At 46.2% G+C, this 17322-nt stretch carries 15 protein-coding genes; 9 read left to right on the top strand and 6 right to left on the bottom strand.

The genetic code is table 11. The features are described 5' to 3' along the window. Positions 1–5: 5 nt before the first annotated feature. The 9 genes from GZK95_RS05305 (at position 6) to GZK95_RS05265 (ending at position 10016) form a co-directional block, all read left to right on the top strand. Positions 6–911 (top strand): DMT family transporter, encoded by a 906-nt coding sequence (locus GZK95_RS05305; RefSeq protein ID WP_075709229.1) that lies wholly within the window; start codon positions 6–8, stop codon positions 909–911. A gap of 286 nt (positions 912–1197) precedes the next feature. Then, positions 1198–2052: a cytochrome-c peroxidase gene (locus GZK95_RS05300; protein ID WP_408646686.1), complete on the top strand. Its 855-nt coding sequence runs from the start codon at positions 1198–1200 to the stop codon at positions 2050–2052. Beyond that, positions 2045–4387, top strand: a complete 2343-nt coding sequence (locus GZK95_RS05295; protein ID WP_075716181.1) for an ATP-binding protein — start codon at positions 2045–2047, stop codon at positions 4385–4387. Before GZK95_RS05300 ends, GZK95_RS05295 begins: the two co-directional genes overlap by 8 nt. 335 nt (positions 4388–4722) lie before the next feature. Then, entirely contained in the window at positions 4723–7137 is a 2415-nt protein-coding gene (locus tag GZK95_RS05290; RefSeq protein ID WP_075716205.1) for a DMSO/selenate family reductase complex A subunit, read from the top strand. Between the two features lie 4 nt (positions 7138–7141). Continuing rightward, a complete protein-coding gene (locus GZK95_RS05285) occupies positions 7142–7765 on the top strand; it encodes a DMSO/selenate family reductase complex B subunit (RefSeq protein ID WP_075709227.1) in 624 nt (207 codons plus the stop codon). Further along, entirely contained in the window at positions 7765–8532 is a 768-nt protein-coding gene (locus tag GZK95_RS05280) for a dimethyl sulfoxide reductase anchor subunit family protein (protein ID WP_075716204.1), read from the top strand. Before GZK95_RS05285 ends, GZK95_RS05280 begins: the two co-directional genes overlap by 1 nt. Before the next feature lie 41 nt (positions 8533–8573). Then, on the top strand, positions 8574–9164 hold the full coding sequence (locus tag GZK95_RS05275) for a TorD/DmsD family molecular chaperone (protein ID WP_075709225.1): 591 nt from the start codon (positions 8574–8576) through the stop codon (positions 9162–9164). Beyond that, entirely contained in the window at positions 9164–9619 is a 456-nt protein-coding gene (locus GZK95_RS05270) for a 4Fe-4S binding protein (RefSeq protein ID WP_075716203.1), read from the top strand. The genes GZK95_RS05275 and GZK95_RS05270 overlap by 1 nt, the downstream gene beginning before the upstream one ends. Positions 9620–9767: 148 nt before the next feature. Further along, positions 9768–10016: a hypothetical protein gene (locus tag GZK95_RS05265; protein WP_075709223.1), complete on the top strand. Its 249-nt coding sequence runs from the start codon at positions 9768–9770 to the stop codon at positions 10014–10016. A gap of 65 nt (positions 10017–10081) precedes the next feature. On the opposite strand, the gene GZK95_RS22385 is transcribed toward GZK95_RS05265, so the two are convergent. The 6 genes from GZK95_RS22385 to GZK95_RS05235 form a co-directional block, all read right to left on the bottom strand. Then, positions 10082–11377 (bottom strand): methyl-accepting chemotaxis protein, encoded by a 1296-nt coding sequence (locus GZK95_RS22385; RefSeq protein WP_075716202.1) that lies wholly within the window; start codon positions 11375–11377, stop codon positions 10082–10084. Between the two features lie 165 nt (positions 11378–11542). Further along, positions 11543–12445 (bottom strand): LysR family transcriptional regulator, encoded by a 903-nt coding sequence (locus GZK95_RS05255; RefSeq protein WP_075716201.1) that lies wholly within the window; start codon positions 12443–12445, stop codon positions 11543–11545. 196 nt (positions 12446–12641) lie between these two features. Beyond that, entirely contained in the window at positions 12642–13397 is a 756-nt protein-coding gene (locus GZK95_RS05250; protein ID WP_075709220.1) for a LutC/YkgG family protein, read from the bottom strand. A gap of 11 nt (positions 13398–13408) precedes the next feature. Next, positions 13409–14824 carry a LutB/LldF family L-lactate oxidation iron-sulfur protein gene (locus GZK95_RS05245; RefSeq protein ID WP_075709219.1) on the bottom strand — a complete coding sequence of 472 codons (1416 nt, stop codon included), beginning with the start codon at positions 14822–14824 and terminating at the stop codon, positions 13409–13411. Positions 14825–14837: 13 nt separating this feature from the next. Then, entirely contained in the window at positions 14838–15557 is a 720-nt protein-coding gene (locus tag GZK95_RS05240) for a (Fe-S)-binding protein (protein WP_075716200.1), read from the bottom strand. Positions 15558–15654: 97 nt separating this feature from the next. Then, positions 15655–17238 carry an L-lactate permease gene (locus tag GZK95_RS05235; protein ID WP_075716199.1) on the bottom strand — a complete coding sequence of 528 codons (1584 nt, stop codon included), beginning with the start codon at positions 17236–17238 and terminating at the stop codon, positions 15655–15657. Positions 17239–17322: the final 84 nt, after the last annotated feature.

Here is a 17322-nt window from a genome sequence, read left to right as displayed (position 1 = left end):
AAACCATGCTTACAAAAATCAACGACATCATCCCTGTTGGGGTGCGCTTTATGCTGTTGTCAGCACTCGGATTTGCGCTAATGTCTGCTTGCGTAAAATACGTCAGCGTTCACGGTATTCCCGTTTTTGAAATTGTGGCCGCAAGGGCGCTTGTCTCGCTGATCCTCAGCTACCTTGATGTCAGACGCAAAGGTATTTCAATTTGGGGAAACAATAAAAAGCTACTGCTACTGCGCGGAGCCGTCGGAACGATGGCATTGATGTGCGTCTATTATGCAGTAACGGCACTGCCCCTAGCAGAAGCCACCATCTTGCAATATGTTCACCCTGTTTTTACCGCCCTACTCGGTGTCCTATTCCTTAAAGAGCGTATCCAAGGTGCGACTATGATTTGCATCGCCTTGTGCTTACTCGGTCTTGGAATTATGGTGCAACCGAATATGTCGAATTCGATCACCGCAGATGCGTTGCCGCTTCATAGCGTCATGATCGCTTTACTGGGCGCCTTCGGCAGTTCTATCGCGTATGTTATTGTTCGTAAACTGAGCCAAACGGAAGATAGCTCAGTGATTATCTTCTACTTCCCATTGGTTGCCTTACCCATTTCTACGATGTTGATGTGGCAAGACTTTGTGCTACCAAGCCTAGCCATAACACTGATGTTGGTGTTGGTCGGCGTCTTTACTCAAGTTGGTCAGTACGGTCTGACAAAAGCGATGCAAACTCAAGAAGCAGGAAAAGCGTCTGGCTACTCTTACGTGCAGATCGTCTTTTCGACCTTACTGGGTGTGATGATCTTCAATGAGATCCCGTCAGTTTGGACTTACCTCGGCGGTGGATTGATTGTCACTGGTGCTCTAGTGAACGTGTTTGGTAAAAAACTCATTCCACAAAAATACCGTCGCGCCTAACTCGCCAACCACGCTATTGTCTCTATCTGCTGGTCGAAGCCATCACTTTGACCAGTAGATCAACGCCACTTTTTTCCGCTTTACAAACACGTCATCCTAGTTTTAGCAAAAGTTGCCATTTTTAAATATGCAACTAAATTTATAATAAGCCCTTCATTGTTATCGGAATGACATGTTACGCAACTTGCCCTTTTTGTGGGTTCTCCCCTTTACAGCCTTGGCGGATCAACCGCACAAAGACAACTCATCGGCTGAGGACAATTGGCAATGGATCCAACCTGTCCCTATGACTACCGAGATAAACAGACCAATAGCAAAACTCGGTTGGGTGCTTTTTCGCGATCCAAACCTCTCTTCAAACCGCGCTGTCAGTTGTGAAAGTTGCCACAATTTGCAGACCAATGGGGCAGAAACAACAAACGTTTCAACTGGGGTCAATGGTAAGGGGATAAGAAACTCTTTAACGGTATTTAATGTGGCGAACAACTATCGTTTTTTCTGGGATGGCAGTGCGAATAGCCTTGAGGAGCAAATCAACGGCCCCATCACTAACCCTGTCGAGATGGACTCCACATGGCAACAAGTAGAGCAATATGTCCGTCGCTCCTCACGTTACCAACAACTGTTTATGCAAATAGACAACTTCGATATCACCAGTGAGAACATTCGCTATGCTTTGGCTGAGTTTATGCGCGGACTTCAGACACCAAATGCTCGATTCGACCAATACCTCAACGGTGATCTAGCGGCTCTCACTACGCAAGAAATTAGGGGATGGGACACCTTTCAGGCGGTTGGATGTGTTCAATGCCATCAAGGCAAGAATATTGGCGGCAATATGATCCAAAAGTTCGGCTATTTCACCGACCTCAACACCGACAAAGACACTGGTAAACATTTGGTAACGGATAACGCCCAAGACAAGTTCTATTTTCGCGTCGCGAGTTTAAGAAATGTGGCAGATACGCCACCCTATTTCCATGATGGCAGAACGGCTGATCTCACTCGCGCAATTCAAATTATGGCTCAAGGCCAATTAGGCATCACCATGGATGATAGCACCATCTCTGACATCGAAGCTTTTCTCCACACGCTAAGTGCGCCAAGACCTAAGCTACTCGAGGAGTTTGAAAGTGAATAAAAACCGCACTCTCAGCGCGATTTGCTGCATCGCCTCTCTCACACTATTCGCCTTCGCTTATATGAGCTATCAAAATAGCCGCATGACAGAGGCTCTCTCGATGCAGACAACCACAATCGGACATGAACTCCTTGAACTAAGAGACCACATTCTCAATTATCAAACTCAGCAATCTCGCCTTCACTATCAGACTACCCAACAGATAATCAAACTTGAAAAAGAGGCGAAACAGTTAAGTAACCAAGCAATGGCTACCGAGTGGTATCCGCTCAGCCAAACAACACCACAAACCCTCGAGGGAATTCGCCATTTTGAACAATCCCTAGACTTGGTTACCGATAAATTGGATATGCTCGTTGGGGTTCAAGTGGCACATAAATACGCCCAACTCTCTCTCAACTCTTTGTTTAATGAAGAAATAAAGAAAATAAAAGAGAGTAACGTTGATTGGCATTTTATTGATTTTCTCAATCAGAACCTATTACAAGACCATATTGCTCATCCACAAATAAAGATGTTTGCAAATCAACTAAACCTTGTGCGACAGCGGCAAACCGCGCTCCAAATTGACTTACTTAACGAGCACAATTATGAATTCATTGAAGCGACCGAAACCCAACTCCGTTCTTTAGCACATCAAGAACTCAATCATGCACTTACTTATTGCTTAGCTGCAGTATTTGCACTGATTTCACTGATTGCCTTACAAGCCTATCAACGTTTTGTGCAACTTCGAAAACTCAACCACGATATGGCTATTGCCTCGGAAAAGGCACTCAATGCCGCAAAGGCCAAGTCACAATTCCTTGCCACCATGAGCCATGAGTTAAGAACACCAATGAACGGTGTATTGGGAATCGCGCAAATCATTGATAGTGAAACCAAAGAAGCAGCAACCAAGAAGAACATTCATATTATCCTAGATTCAGGCCAGCACCTGCTCACCGTGCTGAACGATATCCTCGATTTCTCTAAGATTGGCGAAAACAAGCTGACTTTGGAATCGGCACCGTTCTCCTTACAACAAGTTATTGATCCCGTGGTTAGTGCGGTCAAACCCCTCGCAGAAGAGAAAAACCTAGAATTGAGAGTCGAAAATTCCGTGCCGCCACACAGCCAATATTTGGGTGACAGTGCGAGACTGAGACAAATCTTATTTAATCTCACCGGCAATGCGATTAAGTTTACCGCGAAAGGTCACGTTTCACTGGCGTTTAAAGCCAGCAACTCTGACCCACATCAATTGGTAATAGCGGTCGCTGACACCGGGATTGGTATCGCCAAAGAGAAACACGACGCTGTTTTTGAGTCCTTTGAACAAGCAGATACCTCAACCACTCGCCAATTTGGTGGCAGTGGCTTAGGTTTGGCTATCGTCAAGAAACTCACTGAACTAATGAATGGTGAAATCAAACTAGAGAGTTCGCCAAACCAAGGCACTATCTTCACCTTAACTCTGCCAATCGAGAAAGCCCCACAATTTGAGCAAGAAGAGCTCGCCGCTACGAATCCAGATAAAGCTGTCGCACGTCCTCTAACAATACTGCTTGCCGAAGACAACCGAGTGAATGCGATTGTCGCGAAAGGTTTTTGTGCCAAGTTAGGGCACAACGTTGAAGTGGCTGAGAATGGTAAAGTGGCAACACAAATGGCAACACAAAAGCACTACGACTTAATTTTAATGGATAATCACATGCCGGAAATGAATGGCGTACAAGCGACACGTTACTTACGCAATGAAGCGGGGTTAAAAACGCTGATTTTTGCCTACACGGCCGATGTATTTCGTGAAGCGCACGATGACTTTATTGCCGCGGGCGCAGACCACGTATTAACTAAGCCTTTGCAACGGGCAAGTTTCACCGATGCACTGCAAAACTTTAGTCACCGATTAGAAGCGCCACAGGAAAATTCCAATGTAATTTCACTTCATCGCCAACCAAGCACCAACTTACCTCTGACAGAAGAAGAGCTGTCAAAAAGCAGCTTATTGGCAGAAGTTGGGGAAGACGACGAGCTTTACCACGAACTAGTTTCGTCACTCATTGATGATTTTGAAATCAACATCGACCAGCTTATCACCGCCTTTGCAGACAAAGATCTCACCAACCTTGCCGATACACTCCACACAGTCAAAGGTATCGCGTTCAACCTACACCTGAACAAACTCGCCGAGTTAGTTGAAGAAATAGAAAATGAGGTCAGAAACGAGCAAAAGACCGATGTCGAAGCAATGCAGAAATTGATCAATCGACTGTGCGTCAATATCCACCAAGCTCATCGGTTACTCGAGCAACACCGCTTTCAAAGTCATCCGACTCAAGAGCAAGGTTGAGTTCGTCATTGTAAAAATGCATCACTAAAATCATACAATTACTTATCTTATATAACTCAAATCAATACCGAGTTGTCGCTGCACAGCGGGCGAAAAAAACCAATCGTAAATTTCGAAAAGCGTCGCAAAAAAAATCACAAATCTTATATCTTTACTTTATCTATTTTTACCAGATCACATATCGAAAAATAGACCTCTACAGTAATGCCCCCACCATTGGTAGGGTTGAAGCCAGATGACACTTTCCTATTAAAAACTCCATTAGGAACAAACACATAAAAATAAAAATCATTCCTGTTTGAAACAAATTCGCATTACACTTTGAAGGAATATCTATGGCTACTTTGCCGTTTCTAAACATAGAAACCACCCGCCGGAAACTGCTCGAGTATTCGAGTAAGTTGAGCGCGTCTGCTGCTGTCGCTGGTTCACTTGCAAGCTTACCAATGAGCAAAAAAGCCAGTGCCGCCTCTGTTGAGTCTCCAATTGAATTTAAATACAGCGCTTGCTTAGTCAACTGCGGTTCACGCTGTGCATTAAAAGTAAAAGTACAAGATGGGCGGATTCTACAAGTTGAGCCTGCAGACACTGACAATGACGCCGTCTTTGGTGAACACCAAATTCGTCCCTGCTTGCGCGGTCGCTCTAACAAGTTCCGCGTTTATAACCCAGATCGCCTAAAGTACCCGATGAAACGAATCGGCAAACGGGGCGAAGGAAAATTTGAACGCATCAGTTGGCAAGAAGCCACCCAGACCATCGCCGATCAACTCAAGCGCACTTATACCACTTATGGTCCTGAAGCGGTTTACTATCAGTACGCAACAGGCGCCTACTACCATACCCAAGGTCGTGAAGCTTGGTTACGTTTATTAACTCAAGCTGGCGGCTATCTAAACTACTTTAACTCCTACTCAACCGCGCAAATCAACGGCATGACGCCGTTTACTTGGGGTAAGTATGCGGGTACACACTTTACCGAGATTGAAGATTCAGATTTGGTGGTCTTATTTAGTCTTAACCTGTCAGAAACTCGTATGTCTGGTGGTGGTCAGGTTGAGGAAATGCGCCGCGCATTAGAAAAGTCTGGGGCAAAAGTCATATTGATTGATCCGCGTTATACCGATTCGGGCGTAGTGAATGATGCCGAGTGGTTACCGATCAAACCAACGACTGATGCTGCCCTAGTCGCGGCGCTTATCCATACCATGATAAAAGAAGATCTTCTCGATGAAGAGCAGATCCGCAAGTATGCCATTGGCTTTACTCGCGAAACACTACCAGCCAATGCACCTCAAAATGGCAGCTACAAAGATTACATCATGGGTAGCGGCAAAGATGGTATTGAGAAAACGCCGCAGTGGGCTGCGAGTATCACAGGTATTCCAGCCAAGCGCATTGTGCAATTAGCCCGAGAAATTGCCAACGCAAAAGCCTGCTATATCGCTCAAGGTTGGGGCGCACAACGTCACCACAATGGTGAGCATAGCGTGCATGCCATTCAATCCCTATGTGTAATTTCCGGACACTTTGGGCGCGCAGGCACCAACACGGGGAACTGGGCGTACTCCACTAAATATGGTGTGCCAACCCTACCACGCCCTGCCAACCCAGTAAAAACTGCTATCCCAGTATTCTCTTGGACTGATGCGATTGCTAACCCTGAGGTCTTTACGCCACAAACCCATGGATTGAAAGGGGCAGACAAACTGCAACATGGCATCAAGCTAATGATCAACCAAGCGGGTAACGTACTTGGCAACCAGCATGGTGATTTAAATCGAACTCGTCAAATCTTAGCAGATGACACCAAATGCGAGTTTATTGTCGTTATCGACAACCATATGACTCCAACAGCCAAGTTTGCCGACATCCTGCTGCCGGAAACCACTTATCTTGAAGCCTCAGATTTGGTCGACAACTCCTACGCATCGGGCTCCAACCACTTTATGATCTCAATGGAAAACACCATTGAACCTATGTGGGAAGTACGTTCTACCTATGATGTGTGTGCTGATATCGCTGAGCACCTAGGTATTAAACCAACCTTCACTGAAGGCAGAACCCAAGCAGATTGGATAGTGAAAAACTACAATGATATCCGCGCAAAACGCACTTACCTGCCTACATTTGACCAAGTGCGAGGTAGCGGTGTCATTGACCAGCAAAGAGCGAAAAAAGAAGACAGCATTCCTTTTGCTGATTTTTACCAAGATCCAACAGCAAATCCACTCACTACGCCATCAGGTAAGTTCGAAATTTTCGCCACTAAGGTGCAAGAGCGAGTCGATACGTGGGTATTACCACAAGGCGATTATATGACTGCGATTCCTGAGTATGTCGCAGTACCTAACTCGCATATGGATAAAGAAAAATTCCAACAATACCCGCTGCAAATGACCGGTTTCCATACCAAAGGTCATACTCACTCGACCTATGCCAATGTCGGCGTGGTTGCCGAAGCCGTTCCTGATGAGATTTGGATTAACCCAATTAACGCTGAGCAGCGTGGGATCAAAAATGGCGATATGGTTCATGTGTTCAATGAGTTCGGCAAGATATTGATTGCCGCCAAAGTGACTAACCGCGTGATGCCCGATGTGACCGCAATGCCACAAGGTGCTTGGTCGGTAATGAAAAATGGCGTGGATATTGGCGGCTGTATTAACAACCTGACCAGTCATCTGTTCTCGCCAATCACCAAAGGCAACCCACAACACACCAACCTAGTAGAAATTCAGAAGGCATAACTAAATGAAACAATTAGGCTTTTATATTGATTCATCTCGCTGCTCAGGTTGCAAGACTTGCCAAGTGAGTTGCAAAGACAAAAACGACATTGATGTTGGTCGGAAATTTCGTCGAGTTTATGAGTATGGTGGTGGGTCATGGGCAAAAGACCAAGATGGCGCATGGACTCATCAAACCTTTGCTTACTACCTTTCGGTAGCTTGTAACCACTGTGACGACCCAATTTGTGTCGCAGGCTGTCCAACTCAAGCGATGCATAAACGTGAAGACAATGGTCTAGTGTTAGTTGACCAAGATAAATGCATTGGCTGTCGATACTGCGCAATGCGCTGTCCATACGGTGCGCCACAGTACGACAAAGAGAAAAAAGTCATGTCTAAGTGTGATGGCTGTTTAGACCGCTTGCAACAAGGACTAAACCCCGTCTGTGTTGACTCATGCCCGCAGCGCGCAATCGAATTTGGTGATATCAACGAGCTACGCGCCAAGTATGGTCATCAGTGCGATGTTGCACCGTTACCAGACTCTCGCATCACCAGTCCGAACCTTATCGTTCGCACGCACAACAATGCCGTTGCCAACACCGCCAACGTAGGTGAGCTGCAAAATCCATCGGAGGTGAAGTAATGCATGAACTATCTTTGGTCTTTTTTACCTTTCTGGCACAAACCGCTGTCGGCATTGTAACGCTCTCTACCTTTGGCTTTCTGATTGGCAAAGTGGAGCGCAGTGGTCATGAGAAAGCATTGTGGGGCGCGTTCGTTGCTCTGGCTTTAGGTGGTATTGCTTCTTTGACTCACCTAGGTCAACCGTTGAGAGCACTCAACGCGTTAGGCGCGATTGGTCAATCGCCAATGAGTAATGAAATCATCGCTACCATCTTATTTGGTGGTTTACTGTTTGCGGCCATTGTCTGCATGAAGTTCCGCCAAGGCAGTAACACTGTCAAGGCAGTCAGCTTGTTTTCGACCTTTGCCGGTGTCGTGCTGGTACACACGATTCCAACCATCTACACCATCGAAAGTGTAACGGCATGGAACAATATCTATACCACTATTTATATGGTATTGACGGCGCTGATCATGGGCGCGACCATCGTGTTCTTCATTTGCGACAGTCGATTGTTTAAGTACACCGCGCTCATTAGCCTGCTGGTTGGTATCATTTTGATGCCGAGTTACTTCGGAAACATTGGGCTCTCTTCACCAAGCATCTTTGGTGAGGACGCACTGTTTTGGATGCTTAAACTGGCGTTCGCAGGTCTTGCGATTGTCAGCCTATCTTCGATGAAAAAAGGCAATACGCAGTTCGCCTCTTTAGCCGTTGTGTTTGTCGCCGCTTCTGAAATCGCGGGACGAATTGGCTTCTTCGAGCTTTGGCATATCGGAATGTAATTAATAAAGGGGAGCATGGCTCCCCTAGTTTGGTATTAAAAATGAATAACTTAGCTATACTACCACGTGCTCTTGGCGCTCTATTTTATTACGCACCCGATGAAGAAATTAACCTCGCAACACTCAATAGCCTTGAGTCACTGGCGCACGCTTATCAATGGCAAGAGTTAGAAAGCGTCAATAATCTCATTACATCACTTGAGCAGCATCGCTACTCAGCCACTAAATATAACTTTTCATTACTATTTGAAGGCCAAGGCTCACTACTCGCGCCACCTTGGGGGTCGGTCTACCAAAATCGTGATAACTTGGTGATGGGAGACTCGACTGCGGCGTACTATCAATTTCTTAATCGAGTTGGGATCGATTTTGAGATCAAAAATCAACCACTCGACCATTTTGGTTTAATGATGTGGGCAATGGCATTGCTAATTGAAGAAGGCAATCAAGTCGCTTTGATTGAGTTTCTATCGGTACACTTACTTCCTTGGAGTAGCCGATACCTTGAGTTACTTGCGAGCAATACTGACAGCCAATTCTATGCGGATTTAGCCAGCTTAGCCGCACTCTTTCTCAACCAAGTCAAAGAAGAAATTGGGCTTAATATCGAACCAATCAAGTTGTATAAATAATGACTGAGCTTAATCCTTCACGACGCGCCTTGTTTGAACGCTTACGCCCCACTTATCATGAGCCTTCTGATGGTTTTGTGCGTCCCCCGCAAGCACTTGAAGAAGTACACTTTTTACAACTGTGTGATCAGTGCGCGCGCTGCGTTTCAGCCTGTCCCTCAAATGCCATCACGCTTGAGCTTGGCTACCCAGTGTTAAGTGGAGATTGCGACCACTGCCACCAATGTGTACAAGCTTGTCGCACGGGCGCTTTAACCCACCAGAAGCTCAAAGCCAGTATCAACTTTCGTTGTAGTGACAAGTTAGCTCAATATTGCCAATCTTGTGTTGAAACGTGCCAACATAATGCGATCACCGTCAATGCTGGTAGCGCTGCAACCGTCGACGCTGAACTTTGCACTGGCTGTGGAGATTGCTTAAATGCTTGTGAGTTCTTTGCCATCACGCTTGATTGATGATCTTGCTCTTCTAAGGTCGATTAGGGATAGATTTTGCGTGGCAGGGTGAGTAAAGTACTGCACACCGTATTTAAGCGCAAACTGCACGCGCTACCCAAGCATTCGAGTGGAACCGATACTCGAGTAACAATCAGAGAGTTTAAAGATGATTAAAGACGAACGTGTAATTGAGAACCTAGACGAGTTAGCGGCTTTTTTAACCGCGGTTGAAAGTGGCATTCTAGGTCTACAAAACGTGGGTGGTGTAGCACTTGCAACCAGTAATGCCGATGGTCGCCATTTTGTCGCCGTGTTAGATGACAAACACCAATTAATTCTCGGCCGCTGGGTTAGTGAAGAAGTATTTAAAACCGGCCAAGATATGGTGCGCAACGGCGTGCAGCCAAAGCACTAATATTGGCAAGCGGTCAGCAATACAATCAAAGCCCGTCCAGCTACCGCGACAGGCTTTGTTTTATCTTAAGCCAACTTCTGTTCGTTTAAACGCATCACTGTATTAGAGACGTTTTCCGCCCCTTGGTAGATCTCTTCCATCACGGTCGAAACTTCCGACATCTTCGCGCTACCAAGGTCTGAAATCGACGCGACCTCTTGCATAAATGTCGTAATGTCAGTGGTCACATCTTGGTTTTCATCAACTACATGGGTGATTTCCGCCGTCGATTCTGCGGTGCGAGACGCTAGCTTTCTCACTTCATCGGCAACCACAGCAAAACCTCTGCCCTGCTCTCCGGCTCGTGCCGCTTCAATCGCCGCATTTAATGCCAGCAAGTTGGTTTGCTCGGCAATCCCTTTGATGGTAGAGACAATCTGAGAAATATTATGCGAACGTTGGTTAAGATCGGCCACTTTAGCCGCTGCGCCCGCTACTTTTTCACTAATTTCCTGCGAAACCTCAACCGACTCTTGCAATAATTTTGAGCCTTCAAGCGCAATTTGTGAGGTTTCAACCGACGTGCTGTATGCCACCTCCGCGGCTTGAGAAATGGCAAGATTGCGCTCTACCTGATCGGTCACATCCGCGGCAAACTTAATCACACTCGAGACTTCACCATGCTCATCAAAGATCGGGTTATACGTAGCTTCAATCCAAACATTCTGCCCAAAAGCATCTTTACGTAAGAACTGCCCTGACTTATGTTTGCCAGCTCTTAGGTCATTCCAAAAGTCTGGATTTTCTCGGTAAAACTCATCAAAACAGAAAATTCGATGGTGCTGACCCACAATTTCGCTTTCACGATATTTAAGGGTAGAGAGGAAATTTTTGTTGGCGCTGATCACTTCCCCATCAATGGAAAATTCAATCACGGCCATCGATTTGTTAAGTGCATCAATCACACTCTGTTTCTGCGCTTCGGTCTTGTGCATGCTAGTCACGTCATTGGCGACCTTGAACACGCGCTCCACCTGACCTTGATCGTCGATAACGGGAATGTAAGTCGCTGATAAAATTACATAGCTGCCATCTTTGCAGATGCGAGTAAACGTGCCATCAAAGGCTTTTCCTGCTGCTAGAGAGCGCCAAAAATCCGCGTATTCTGCGCTATGGGTATAGTGGCTATCACAAAACATGCGGTGATGCTTATTTTTAACTTCATCCAAGCTATATCCGACGCAGTTTAAGAACTTGTCACTCGCTGTCAGAATATTGCCATTGGTATCAAACTCTATATAGGCGGTATTATTGAAGATTGCTTTGTACAAATTGTCAGCAAACGTTGGTTTAACCACGGCCTTTTTCTTATTGAAAAACATTAACCTACTTTCATCCTATTGATTTATTATTGTTATTTGCACTATTTGCAGTACATTGTTCTATTTAATCATATTTTCAGCAAAAGTGGATCGTTTTTTATTCACTTTTTCAATGATTAATGGAGGCTTGAGCTACCGATACACCTCATTACAAGAGGTTTATCCTTAAAAGCACTCCTGCATAGAAAGATAACGCTGCCGAATATGTTCAATCAAAACTTGGATACGTTTCGCGGGCTTCTTGGTATAGGGGTAAACCGCATAGACACCCACGACTTTCGCACTATGTTGAGCAAGCACCTCAACCAGATTTCCCTGTTGAATGTCATCATAGATTAGACACATAGGTAGGTATGCCAAGCCATTGCCTGCCAAAGCTGTCTTTCGCAGTGCCGCGGCGTTATTGGAAGAGAAGTTACCGTTCACCTTCACCGTGTAGACGTCACTGTTGTTTTTAAACTGCCAGTCAAAGGTTCCACCACTTTGATGGGTATAACCTAAGCAATTGTGCTTTCGCAAATCGGTTGGCATATCAGGCGTGCCATGTTTTGCTAAGTACTCAGGGGACGCGCATATCGCCCAGTGGGAGTTAAAAATAAAACGAGCAATCAGGCTGGAGTCTTCTAAATAACCGGTGCGAATGACGAGATCGTAATTGTCAGCGACAAGATCAACAAAGTCATTCTCCATCGCCATATCGACCGTTAAACCGGGGTTTTGTTGGCAAAAATCTGAAATCGCTTCTGCAAGCAACAGCTCACCAGAAATAGTGGGGACTGACATCCGAATGTGACCAGAGAGGTTCTCGTTGTATCCCGTAACAGCATCGAACGCCGCCTTAGCCGCAGCGTTAATGTCTTTGGCGCGATAGTACAGCACTTCTCCCGCCTCGGTCAGTGTAAGCTTACGAGTGGTTCGATAGAGCAACTGTGTCCCCAAATCGGTCTCTAACTTGCTCACTCGTTTACTTACCATAGATTTAGTAATGTGGTTTGCCTGCGCAACTTGGCTAAACGAGCCATGCTCAACCACTTGAGTAAATAGAACCAGATCATCTATATGTGGCATACCCTGCTCTCACGACTAGTCAATTAATCGGTATGAATGAGGCCGATTATATAACGAAAAAAGGCACAGCCCAAAGGGTGTGCCTTGTTGCTCTATTTCCTGTTAGCCCTTGCCACATAATATGCGGGGGGAGAAGGGCACAGTGTTCCCAACGAGCAAACTCTTAATTCTATGGTGGCGTGACACCATCACGTCACTACATATCGTCAATAATCACGTAAGTAGCGAACACTGGGCCATGCACACCAACAACTTTGATCAATTCAATATCCGCAGTCGAACTAGGACCGGAGATAAAGTTAACGCAAGATGGCACTCGCTCGCCTTGGCTCGCTTTTTGATGCAACAGCGCGGTAGCTTGAGTTAAGCGAGGCATTAAGTGGCTTTTCGCCACCACAAACACTGACGCTTCAGGCAACAAACTGACTGCTCGCCCTTGATTCACTTGGCTATATAAAACCATAGTGCCCGATTCCGCCAAGGCTTGTTCTGCCCAGACAATCCCCACTTTTGCGCGTTCTGCGATAGCAATGTTCGCCGCAAATCCCGCAGCAGCATCCCAGACATGAACATGGTGCTCATCGTTAGCTAACGCAGATGGAGACACCAGTTCAAGCAACGCAGGAGAAGCAGAGATAATCGTTTCCCCCGCCAGGGTATTGCCTTGGTCATCTTGGCAGTAATCAAAGCACACTTGTTTTAGCGCGTTTTCCAGTTCTGCCTTCGTCGTGACGACCGCCTTCGCACCGAGTGAAGTTTCGGTGTAACGAACCAGTTCGTTTTTAAGATCATCTTGAGTAAAGTTTGCCATCACCTCTTTGTGACAGGTATGGCGCAGCGCAGGACGCTCCACTTGGTTGAGTGGTTTGTCACGACCAAGTTGCTGGGCAATATTGGCCAGAAAATCTGAGCGGTTATGTAAACGCTGTTCTCTGTTAACTGTATTCGACATCGCCATCACTCCTATTTCTTATCTCGAGATTCAAACCAACTGCGGAATGACTCACCATCCGCCTGAGGGAGATCACGAGTGTGTGACCACTTACCAATTGCACCGACATTCAACGGCATTTTGCCGTTCTTAATCAGCATTTTGCTCATCACCGCACCGACTTTGACGCCTAAATTCCACACCATTGGGGTCGCGTTGATAATGGTAAAGCCTTTCACTACCGCACGTTCACTCATCGGTGTAATACCTTGTTGCGCCATTTTTTCGCGATGTTTAAGCAGTAAATCGGATAGCGGTATTTTCACTGGGCAAACATCATGACATGCTTTACAAAGGCTGCAGGCATAAGGCAGCTCTTTAAAATCATCGTAACCACCGAGCAATGGAGAAAGCACCGCGCCAATTGGTCCCGAATAAATCGAGCCATAAGATTGACCGCCAATATGGCGATAAGCTGGGCAGGTATTCACACAGGCAGCGCAGCGCACACAGCGTAAAATATCACGAAATTCCGAGCCGAGGATTTCAGAGCGACCATTATCAACAATCACCAAGTGGAACTCTTCCGGCCCGTCAACTTGGTCATCTTCTCTTGGCCCAGTCAACGCTGTCACATACCCGGTCAATGGTAAACCTACCGCACTGCGACACAGCAAACTAATCACGATGTCCAACTCTTCAAAAGTTGGCACCATACGCTCCATGCCCATTACAGCAATGTGCGTTTTAGGTAAGCTAGTGGCTAAGCGAGCATTGCCTTCATTGGTCACTAATGCAATCGTGCCTGATTCAGCGACTGCAAAGTTACAACCCGTGATACCAATGTCCGCTTCTAAGAAATCGTGACGAATATGATTACGCACAAAGCGAGTCATTTCCTCTGGGTCGTCACTACCTTGATAATTGAGCTTATCTTTAAAGATATCTTTAATCTGGGTGCGGTTTTTATGTAAAGCAGGCACAACAATGTGTGACGGTGGATCGCAATCATCCACTTGCAGAATATACTCACCTAGGTCGGTTTCAATCACTTCACAATCATTGCGCTGAATCATTTGGTTAAGGCCAATCTCTTCAGTCACCATTGATTTCGACTTCACTACCTTCTTAGCATTTTTTGCTTGGATAATACCTTCAATATAATCCGTAGCTTGCTGCGCAGTCTTGGCAAAGAAAACATGACCACCATTATCTAGCACTTTCTCACTCAGTTGATGTAGGTAGTAATCTAGGTTCTCCAACACATGGTTGCGGATATCCATCCCCATCTCACGCCACTGTTCCCAGTTACCTAGTTTGTCCGCTGCAATTTGACGATTGGCAAACATGCGCTCTTGAGCATTGGCAACCGACTTAAGCATGAACTCATCTTTCATGTGAACATCAATACGTTGTTTGAAGTTCTCATTGCTGGTTTTCATCGACATAATCCAGTCACTCCTATCGGCTTAACAACACATCAACGATGTGCATCACTTTGACAGGCTTGCCTTCACGAGAAACGCGTCCACCGATATTGATGAGGCAACTACTATCCGCACCAATCAAAAAGTCCGGTTCAACCTCACTGATGTGCTGCACCTTCTCTTTCACCATCTCACCCGAAATTTCAGCCATTTTGACTGAGAACGTCCCGCCGAAACCGCAGCAGGTTTCTTGGTTTTTAATCGGCACCATTTCAAGGCCTTCTACCGCCGCAAGCAATGCTAGTGGTTCTTCACGTACACCCAGCTTACGGATTAAGCTGCATGACGGATGATAAACCGCGCGGCCTTTGAGACGGGCACCGACGTTCGTGACACCCAATTGGTTAACGATAAACTGAGTAAGCTCATACAAGCGGTCAGCGACATTTTGCGCCCGCGCCGCCCACTGTGGTTCATCAGCTAGATATTCTGGGTATTTTTTGATTGCCGCAGCGCAAGAGCCCGCAGGCGTCACGATGGGATAATCATTCCCCTCAAACGCTTCAATCAAGTTTTTCATCGCTGGCTTACTTTGCTCGATATAGCCGCTATTTAGCGAAGGTTGACCGCAGCAGCCCTGCATTTTAGGGAATAGAATCTCGCAGCCGAGCTCTTCAAGTAGTAAAACTGTTTTCTTTGCAACTTCAGACTTTACTGTGTCGCAGATACAGGTAACAAAGAAATTTACCTTCATAACATTGCTCCGATTAAGGAATTTTTATAGATATATTTATTAATTTAAGCGTAGCGCCCTGAGTAAATTCGAGCGCTAACCATTTCAATTTTTTTACTTACAGCGCCAAACTCACAACCGCGACGATTGCACCATACAGAATCATCGGCACTACAGTACGCTTGATGATGTACCCTTCTTGGTTCGAAATACCCAAAATGGTAGAAACTGCGATAATGTTGTTAATGCAGACCATGTTACCCATAGCGCCACCAACAGATTGCAAAGCCAACACCAGCTGTTCAGGCAACCCGACGTTGTGAGCAATAGTTTGTTGAATGCCACCAAATGTCAGGTTTGACACCGTCGCAGAACCAGAGAAGAAAGCGCCAAGCGCACCAAGGTATGAGGCAAAGAACTGCCAGTTAGTCCCCATCAGGTCAGAAAACGCTCGTCCGGTTGTCATGATTGGAGAGTTTGAACCGCCCATCATCATAAACTTAACCATGATCAGCGCGCCCACGAGGGCAATAAATGGAATTCTGATGCGACTTCCCGTCTCAGTGAATACTTGCTTCACTTGCGAACGAGACATACTGAAGATAAAAATCGAGACAAATACCACCAGCATAAATGGAATTAGCGCAGGGACGTAAAGTGTCTTATATGACCACGCTGCATTGGTACCTAAGATGTCAGCAAATTTGATGATCAGCGCGTGACTTAAGCTAAACTCGCCTAGCCCACCCAACTGAACTGAGAACATCGGTGTTCCATCCGTCAACAGCGCTTTAATTCCAAGTTGCTGGATACGGGTGACAATCAGAATGGCGATTAGCAGCAACGTTGGGCTCATCGCTTTCACCACCTGAGCAAACGTGACTGGTGTGGTTTGCTGCTGCCCTTGTTCAGCGCGCTTCTCCATACCAACGTTATAGCGCGCCAATACCACTGAGATACCAAGACCGATAGCGCCACCGACCAACGCAGGAAACTCGTAGTTCCACTGCGCAAATAGCACATAGGGAACGGTACAAGAGAGTACACTTAATTGAATAAAGACAAAGTTGCGTTTAATGCTCTGCCAATTAACCACAAAGCTAAGCGCTATCAATGGAATAACAAAAGCGGCTACGGTATGCAGTATTGCGGAATACTGACCAATATTCAGCAGCTCAGACTCCCCTAGCCCCAAACCGGCAAAACCAAACCAGGTCGGTGTGCCTACCGCGCCAAATGACACTGGCACAGAGTTCATCACCAACGCCAGCATCGCTACGCGCAATGCAGGAAAGCCCAAACCCACCAAAATGGGCGCGGCGATCGCGGCAGGAGTACCAAAGCCCGAAGCGCCTTCAATCATAAAGGCGAAAGCCCAACCAATGATCATCAGTTGCGCTACCTGATTGCGACTGATGCTTTCCAACCAATGGCGAATAACGGTTTCAGCACCAGTAATAGCGATAGTTCGGTTAAGGAGAATAGCGCCAGCAATAATAGAAATGGGGGTAATAGCAGAAAGGGAGCCAGCGATGATATTGGCAATTAAGTGGGTACTATCGGCACCAAAGTAAAACAGTTGAATCAGGCCAATAAGCAGCGCGGTAAGAGGTAGTGCAATGTGCGACGGTAAAGCGTTTTTCTTGGTCATCATCCAGATGAGTAACACAATCGGGATGATGGAAATAATAAGATTTAGCATTCTTTTGTTCCAGTTGTCACTGAGCGGGCAAAGTCCCAAGACCTTGTTCGCTCTTATACCCGTCCGACTTGGAGTGACAGCAGT

The organism is Vibrio panuliri (genome assembly GCF_009938205.1).
In the GTDB taxonomy this organism is placed as follows: Bacteria; Pseudomonadota; Gammaproteobacteria; order Enterobacterales; family Vibrionaceae; genus Vibrio; species Vibrio panuliri.
The sequence above is the reverse complement of the archived record's forward strand: the minus strand, read 5'-3'. Positions and strand labels throughout refer to the sequence as shown.

What these genes read in the sequence shown, in the direction of transcription:
- GZK95_RS05305 (WP_075709229.1), top strand. Translation starts at nt 6, where the DNA reads ATGCTTACAAAAATCAACGACATCATCCCTGTTGGGGTGCGCTTTATG.
- GZK95_RS05300 (WP_408646686.1), top strand. Translation starts at nt 1,198, where the DNA reads ATGACTACCGAGATAAACAGACCAATAGCAAAACTCGGTTGGGTGCTT.
- GZK95_RS05290 (WP_075716205.1), top strand. Translation starts at nt 4,723, where the DNA reads ATGGCTACTTTGCCGTTTCTAAACATAGAAACCACCCGCCGGAAACTG.
- GZK95_RS05285 (WP_075709227.1), top strand. Translation starts at nt 7,142, where the DNA reads ATGAAACAATTAGGCTTTTATATTGATTCATCTCGCTGCTCAGGTTGC.
- GZK95_RS05280 (WP_075716204.1), top strand. Translation starts at nt 7,765, where the DNA reads ATGCATGAACTATCTTTGGTCTTTTTTACCTTTCTGGCACAAACCGCT.
- GZK95_RS05275 (WP_075709225.1), top strand. Translation starts at nt 8,574, where the DNA reads ATGAATAACTTAGCTATACTACCACGTGCTCTTGGCGCTCTATTTTAT.
- GZK95_RS05270 (WP_075716203.1), top strand. Translation starts at nt 9,164, where the DNA reads ATGACTGAGCTTAATCCTTCACGACGCGCCTTGTTTGAACGCTTACGC.
- GZK95_RS05265 (WP_075709223.1), top strand. Translation starts at nt 9,768, where the DNA reads ATGATTAAAGACGAACGTGTAATTGAGAACCTAGACGAGTTAGCGGCT.
- GZK95_RS22385 (WP_075716202.1), bottom strand. Translation starts at nt 11,377, where the DNA reads ATGTTTTTCAATAAGAAAAAGGCCGTGGTTAAACCAACGTTTGCTGAC.
- GZK95_RS05255 (WP_075716201.1), bottom strand. Translation starts at nt 12,445, where the DNA reads ATGCCACATATAGATGATCTGGTTCTATTTACTCAAGTGGTTGAGCAT.
- GZK95_RS05250 (WP_075709220.1), bottom strand. Translation starts at nt 13,397, where the DNA reads ATGTCGAATACAGTTAACAGAGAACAGCGTTTACATAACCGCTCAGAT.
- GZK95_RS05245 (WP_075709219.1), bottom strand. Translation starts at nt 14,824, where the DNA reads ATGTCGATGAAAACCAGCAATGAGAACTTCAAACAACGTATTGATGTT.
- GZK95_RS05240 (WP_075716200.1), bottom strand. Translation starts at nt 15,557, where the DNA reads ATGAAGGTAAATTTCTTTGTTACCTGTATCTGCGACACAGTAAAGTCT.
- GZK95_RS05235 (WP_075716199.1), bottom strand. Translation starts at nt 17,238, where the DNA reads ATGCTAAATCTTATTATTTCCATCATCCCGATTGTGTTACTCATCTGG.